At 65.3% G+C, this 5451-nt stretch carries 6 protein-coding genes and 1 pseudogene; 2 read left to right on the top strand and 5 right to left on the bottom strand.

What is annotated here, in order from left to right; all coding sequences use genetic code 11:
* A pseudogene (locus tag VMD50_RS04060) lies at positions 1–269 on the bottom strand (NADH-ubiquinone oxidoreductase-F iron-sulfur binding region domain-containing protein); the annotation flags it as partial.
* 48 nt (positions 270–317) lie between these two features.
* Here VMD50_RS04060 and VMD50_RS04055 point away from each other — a divergent pair.
* Positions 318–779 carry a hypothetical protein gene (locus VMD50_RS04055; RefSeq protein WP_325425111.1) on the top strand — a complete coding sequence of 154 codons (462 nt, stop codon included), beginning with the start codon at positions 318–320 and terminating at the stop codon, positions 777–779.
* 5 nt (positions 780–784) lie between these two features.
* Here the strand turns inward: VMD50_RS04055 and VMD50_RS04050 are convergent, their stop codons facing one another.
* The 4 genes from VMD50_RS04050 to VMD50_RS04035 are packed head-to-tail and all read right to left on the bottom strand — an operon-like array spanning position 785 to position 4356.
* Entirely contained in the window at positions 785–1651 is an 867-nt protein-coding gene (locus VMD50_RS04050) for an alpha/beta fold hydrolase (RefSeq protein WP_325425109.1), read from the bottom strand.
* A 15-nt stretch (positions 1652–1666) separates the two neighbouring features.
* Positions 1667–2080 carry a Rieske (2Fe-2S) protein gene (locus VMD50_RS04045; protein WP_325425107.1) on the bottom strand — a complete coding sequence of 138 codons (414 nt, stop codon included), beginning with the start codon at positions 2078–2080 and terminating at the stop codon, positions 1667–1669.
* A gap of 1 nt (position 2081) precedes the next feature.
* A complete protein-coding gene (locus tag VMD50_RS04040; RefSeq protein ID WP_325425105.1) occupies positions 2082–3227 on the bottom strand; it encodes an amidohydrolase family protein in 1146 nt (381 codons plus the stop codon).
* Between the two features lie 37 nt (positions 3228–3264).
* Positions 3265–4356, bottom strand: coding sequence for an amidohydrolase family protein (locus VMD50_RS04035; protein ID WP_325425103.1), 1092 nt, complete (start codon positions 4354–4356; stop codon positions 3265–3267).
* Positions 4357–4772: 416 nt separating this feature from the next.
* On the opposite strand from VMD50_RS04035, the gene VMD50_RS04030 reads away from it, so the two are divergent.
* Positions 4773–5408, top strand: a complete 636-nt coding sequence (locus VMD50_RS04030; RefSeq protein ID WP_325425101.1) for a hypothetical protein — start codon at positions 4773–4775, stop codon at positions 5406–5408.
* The last annotated feature ends 43 nt before the right edge of the window (positions 5409–5451 follow it).

Genomic DNA, 5451 nt, shown 5'->3' with positions numbered 1-5451 from the left:
TCGCCGTTGGCGACGACGACCGAGCCACCCGCCAGACGCCCGTTGTCGCGCACGGCCCGCAGCTTCACCGCGAGCGGGAAGGCCGCACCCCCACGGCCGGCCAGCCCGCCGGATTCGACCTCACTCAGCAGTCGGTCGGCGCCGTCGAGCGGACGGTATCCGCCGAGGCGTCGGTACGCCGCGAGGTCTTCGCGTTGGTGGGCCAGCAGCCGGGGTTCGAGCCCGGGCAGGACGGCGGTGGTGAGGGTGGTGGATCGGGTGGTGTTCACGGCCGGCCCGCCATCGTCTTGGTTAGGCTTGCGCACGTGCGAACGGCGGTGGTGCGCGTCAACGTTGATCCGGAAAGCGTGTTGACCGCTGCGCAACTACGAGACGGCATGGCTGCGCTCCTTGCGCTCGCCGGTGAGGCGGGCGCCGACGTGGTCGGCAACGACCTCGCGGCCATGCCCGCCGGGCGTCGCGAGGTTGAACTGCTGATCGCGGCCGAAGACGGCGATACCGCCAGGTACGCCGCGATCGAGTTCTGCGCCAAGGTATTTCGCGTTGCCCCGTTGCCGGGTGTGGTCACCTTCATCAGCCGGGGAACCGACGACGACGCTCGCGGCGTGCTGTCCGGGTTCGGGCTCACCGGTGACATCGAGCGGACGCCGGGCGACGACGGTCTCGACATCGTGTACGTGACGCTGCGCGAGGAGGACCTCGAACGCATCCCGGAAAGCCGCGTGCACACCGCCCTCGAGGCGTCGCTCAACTGCGAGGTCCACATTCGCACCGGGTGAACGCATCAGGAGTCCAGGAACCCGAGGATCGCCGGCGCTGCCTGCACCCAGGTATCGAACATGTTGAAGTGCTGCACCCTGCCCGACGCGCGGTCTTCGGAGGCACGCTCCCACGCATCCTCCGGCCAGGGCGGATCAATGAGCTTCGATCCCTTGATCAGGCAGCTGACCTCCAGCGACGTCCGTTTGGGGTGATCCATGTCGTTCTCGCCGCCGCGAATGATCAACGCGGGGACCTTGATGCGGTCGAACATTTCGTCCTCGACGCCCGGAATCGTCTGCCCCGGCTTGGAGACAAACGCGTTGAGCCAGCGCAGCATCACCTTGAGGAACTCGTCGGAGTCGAAGTCGAGGAAGCGCTGCTTGTTGGCGGGGTTCTGCTCGATGCGCTCGCGCCATTCCTGCACCCTCACCACGCCGTCCATTCCGGTGCCGCGCACCGCGAGAATGCTTGGGATGATGTAGAACGAGCCCAGCACGAAGGTGCCGTAGATGCCGCCGACGATGTTCCAGACCACGAGCTTGGTGACCATCTCGGGGTAGAGCATCGTGGTCAGCATGGAATCCCTCGCCCCACCGGAACCGCCGGCGAGGATGCAGCGTTCAAAGCCCAGCCCGGTCACCAGCTTGTGCAGTGTCTCGGCGCGCATGTGCGATTCGCTCTGACCGTAGAACTGCACATCCGAGGCGCCGCAGTTCGGCCGGTCCCACAGCAGCACCCGATAGCCGCCGGCGACCAACGCCTCAGCGAGCGGGCGCAGGCCTTCAATCTCCTTGCTGAACCGGCCGCCCGGCGTCAGGGCGATGAGATCGCCTGATTCACCGAGGATTTCGTAGACAACGTTTCCCCCGTTGATCTCGATGGAAGGCACCCGATTCTCCTGTAGTTAGGCCTGCACCAGAACGTCGTTGCCCACGACCCGCACCGGGTAGGTGCGGATGCTCCACTCCGGCTTGACCGCGGTCGTGCCGGTCGCCAGCTCGAAACCCCATTGATGCCAGGGGCAGTAGATGAACTCCAGGTCCCGCACCATGACGGAGTCACCGGCGGCGGTCTCGTCGACGATGGTCCGTCCGCGTGCGCGTCCCGAGCACAGCGGACCACCTTGGTGCGGGCAGTAATTCGCGATGGCGTAGAAGTTGCCGTTGACGTTGTAGACCCCGACGCCGTGCCGGCCGATGGGCACCAGCTTGTGGGTTCCCGACGGAATCTCGTCCACCGTTGCGACGACATGCTCGCGGCCCTGAGCGAGGCGGGGCTGGGGCCGCCCGGTGGTTGCCCCTTCTTTCTCAGACGCCAACTCAGAACACCCGGGTCTGACCCTCGAGCACCGGAACGGTCTCAGGCAGGTGGTAGGTCGCGATGCCGTTTTTGTACATCACCGCATCCCGGGCCGCCTTGGGCAGGTGCTTGACCAGCCAGCGCGGATCGTCGAACGTCCAGTGCGGGTAGTCCGAGGAGAAAAGCAAGATCTTGTCGCATTCCATCCACTCCAGGGCGCGGGTCAACTCGGTCTTGTCTTCCGGGTAGTCCAGCGGCTGGGTGGTGAACTTGATGTGCCCCTTGACGTACTCCGACGGCTTGCGCTTGATCTCGACCCGCGACTTGCGGGCTTCGTAAATCGCGTCCATGCGCCACATCAGCGGCAGGATCCAGCTGAACGCGTGCTCGACGAACACGATGCGCAGCGTCGGGAACCGGTCGAAGACGCCGTCGAAGATCAGGCTCATGACCTGGTTGGCGGCCAGCAGCGAGTAGGTCACCATGAAATCGTGGTTGTAGCTGGGGAGGCCGACGGGCGGGGTCGGCAGCATCTCGTAGTTGCTCCGCGACAGGTGACAGCTCACGGTGATGTCGTGCTTGGTGGCGGCCGCCCAGATCGGGTCGTATTTCGGGTGGCCCCATGATGGGCGCGGCTCGGCCTTGATCAGGATCTGCGCCATGTGCGGATGGCCGGCCCACGTCTCGATCTCGCGGGCCGCCCCCTCCGGATCCTCGATCGCCGCGCAGATCGAACCGCGCCAGCGCTCATGCCAGTTATTGTGGCTGTCGAGCCAGTGGTTGGACTGCCAGTGATTGAGGGCGGTCGAGAACGCCTGGTGCGCCTCGGCCAGGCGCGGCGTTCGCCCGCCGGGCTCCAGGATCGCGATGTCCGAACCCGCCTGCATGATCAGTTGCCGGAAGGCCATATCCGGGTCGCTGCAGGCGAACTCGCCATCGGGAGGGAAGGTGTCGGCGCGCATGGCGAACGTGTGCGCGTAGTCCGGGGCGTCGTAATAGATCAGCTCGCCGACCTTGTGGTCCAGGAAGAACTTGCTGCGCCACGGCTCCGGGATGTACTGGGTCAGCTCGCCGCGCCTGGGCACCGGATGGATGTCGGAGTCGACGCACCGGACGGCTATGCGCTCGGCGGCGGGGACCCGTTCGTGCATGTGAGTCAGCGTCATCTCTGTCTCCTCAGTCTCCCTTGTCCTTATTCTGCGACTAGCCCGCCGCCAGGTCGACCGAAATGTCGATCCCGTAGAGGTTGGCCGCGTTGCGCCAGCACAGCTTGTCGCGCTGTTCGGCCGACAACGTTGCTGGCAACCTGCGGACGTCGTTGTTCTGCCAGTGCGGGTAGCTGGAGCCGAACATCACCATGTCGTCCTTGCCGGTGAAGCCGAACCACTCGCCGGCGAAGTCGGCGTCCGGGGGACCGTCCAAGCCGCCCTGGACGAAGTACACGTGGCCGGGGAGGTAGTCGCTGGGGATCCGCGGCGCCCAGGGCGTCTGCTCCAGGTGCGGCCGGCCGAACGTGTCCATCCGCCAGATGAACGGCGTGAGGAAGTCCGCGGCGCCGTCGGCCCAGACGAACTTCAGGCCCGGAAAGCGCTCGAACACTCCCTCGGCGATCATGTTCATCAGGTGATACAGGTAGTTGAGCGCCATGAAGCTGACGTACTGCTCGTAGGTCAGGGTGTGCCCGGACGGCGTCGGGGGAAAGCCGATGCCCTCGCCCGTTTCGATGTGCACGGCGACCGGAAGGCCCGCGCCGGCGGCGGCCTCCCAGAGGGGCCAGAACTGAGGTTTGCCGTAGAGCTCGCGGGATTGCAGCGGGACGCCGATCTGGACCACGCGCGGGTGGGTGCGCCACTTTTCAATCTCCCGCAAAGCGCCGGCGATGTCGTCGGGATTGACCCGAATGGTGCCGCGGAACCGGTGGCCGAAATCGCCGGAGTCCAACCAGCGCGACACCATCATCTCGTTGTGCGCGGCGTGCAGCGCGGTGCCCAGGTGCCGGTCGGGCATGATGCCGCGTCCCATCGGATGCAGGATCGCCACGTCGATGCCGCGCTTCGAAAAAAGTTCGGTTCCAACGAATTCCGGATCCGAACCCGGGTACTGACGGTCCGGCCCCTCGGTGTTCGGTGCGTATTCGCCACCGGGCGCGCCGTACCAGTCCATCTCGTAGTCGGGGAAACCGCGGCTCTTGAACGGCTCGCGCAGGAACGATCGCAGGTCCTTGTTGGACGGAAAGAACACGTGCACGCTCGCGTCGATCACCGGCGTGCGTGTTCCGTCAGCCTGTTCGATCACGAAAGCCATCCTTCGGCTCCGGCAGCCAAAGCGAGCCCGGCCGGGTCATATGATAGATAAGCTAACATTCTTCTGGATCGTCAATCAATGGATTTCCGGTAAGCGTTTCGATTAGTCATCGGCCCTGGTAGCTGTCGATATTGCCGTCACTCGGGTAAGTATCGTTCTTGAATACGGATAATAGCATTCTCCGTGTTGGCGACCGACGCCGACCGCGTCCATGCCGAGGGCCTAACCGGACCTCCATCAGACGTCGGTCTGACCACTTCGTGTGGCCGTCACTGGCCGGCGCCCCACGGTAGGATTCGGATCCCGGGTGAGTGCCGGGGCCGCCGACTGAGCCGCTTGGGAACGACCACGCCATGGGGGATACGCGCGAATCGATGCCACAACTTCGTCGCTCTTGGTCTCACTCGATGGTGCGCTGGATTGGTCTCCTATTCGTGGTCGGCGCAGCATTGTTCGCGCTCGGTGTCCCACTCTCGCTGCTACCCGCATCGCCACCGCTGCTCTCAGTGGCCACCTACGCGATTGGGGCGGTGTTCTTCACCGCTGCCGCGACCCTTCAGCTCGTCCTTGCTCGCCGGGAGCTTCCCGAGTCCGAGCGGCGCTCGCTCCCGTTGCGTGCTCGCACCACCGACTGGCTGGCCGCGGCCATCCAGTTGGTGGGGACAGTGCTGTTCAACGTCAACACGATGGACGCCGCGGTGACGATCGGCGCGCGCCCGGAGCTGATTGACGTCGAGGTATGGGTGCCTGACATCGTCGGTTCCGTCGCGTTCCTGGTCTCCTCGGCTATCGCGATCGTTCCCGAGGTCCGGGCTCGGCGGCATTCCCACGTTGCAAACGCTTCGCAGCGGATCGCTTTCCTCAACTTTGCCGGATCCGTCCTGTTTCTGGCCTCGGCCGTGGGCGCACTGGTGTTGCGGTCGGGAGCCGACGTCAGTCTCGTGTGGGCCAACATCGGCACATTCTTCGGCGCCTTGTGCTTCCTGGTGGCCGCGTGGCTTTTCGGTTGGCCCCCTCCGCAGCCGCACGGGGCGACGGGATAGCTCAAGTGCGACGCAGCTCCACCGTGCGTTACCTCAGCAGCGA

This window comes from Mycobacterium sp. (genome assembly GCF_035506235.1).
In the GTDB taxonomy this organism is placed as follows: Bacteria; Actinomycetota; Actinomycetes; order Mycobacteriales; family Mycobacteriaceae; genus Mycobacterium.
This window is presented reverse-complemented; position numbering and strand designations above follow the sequence as displayed.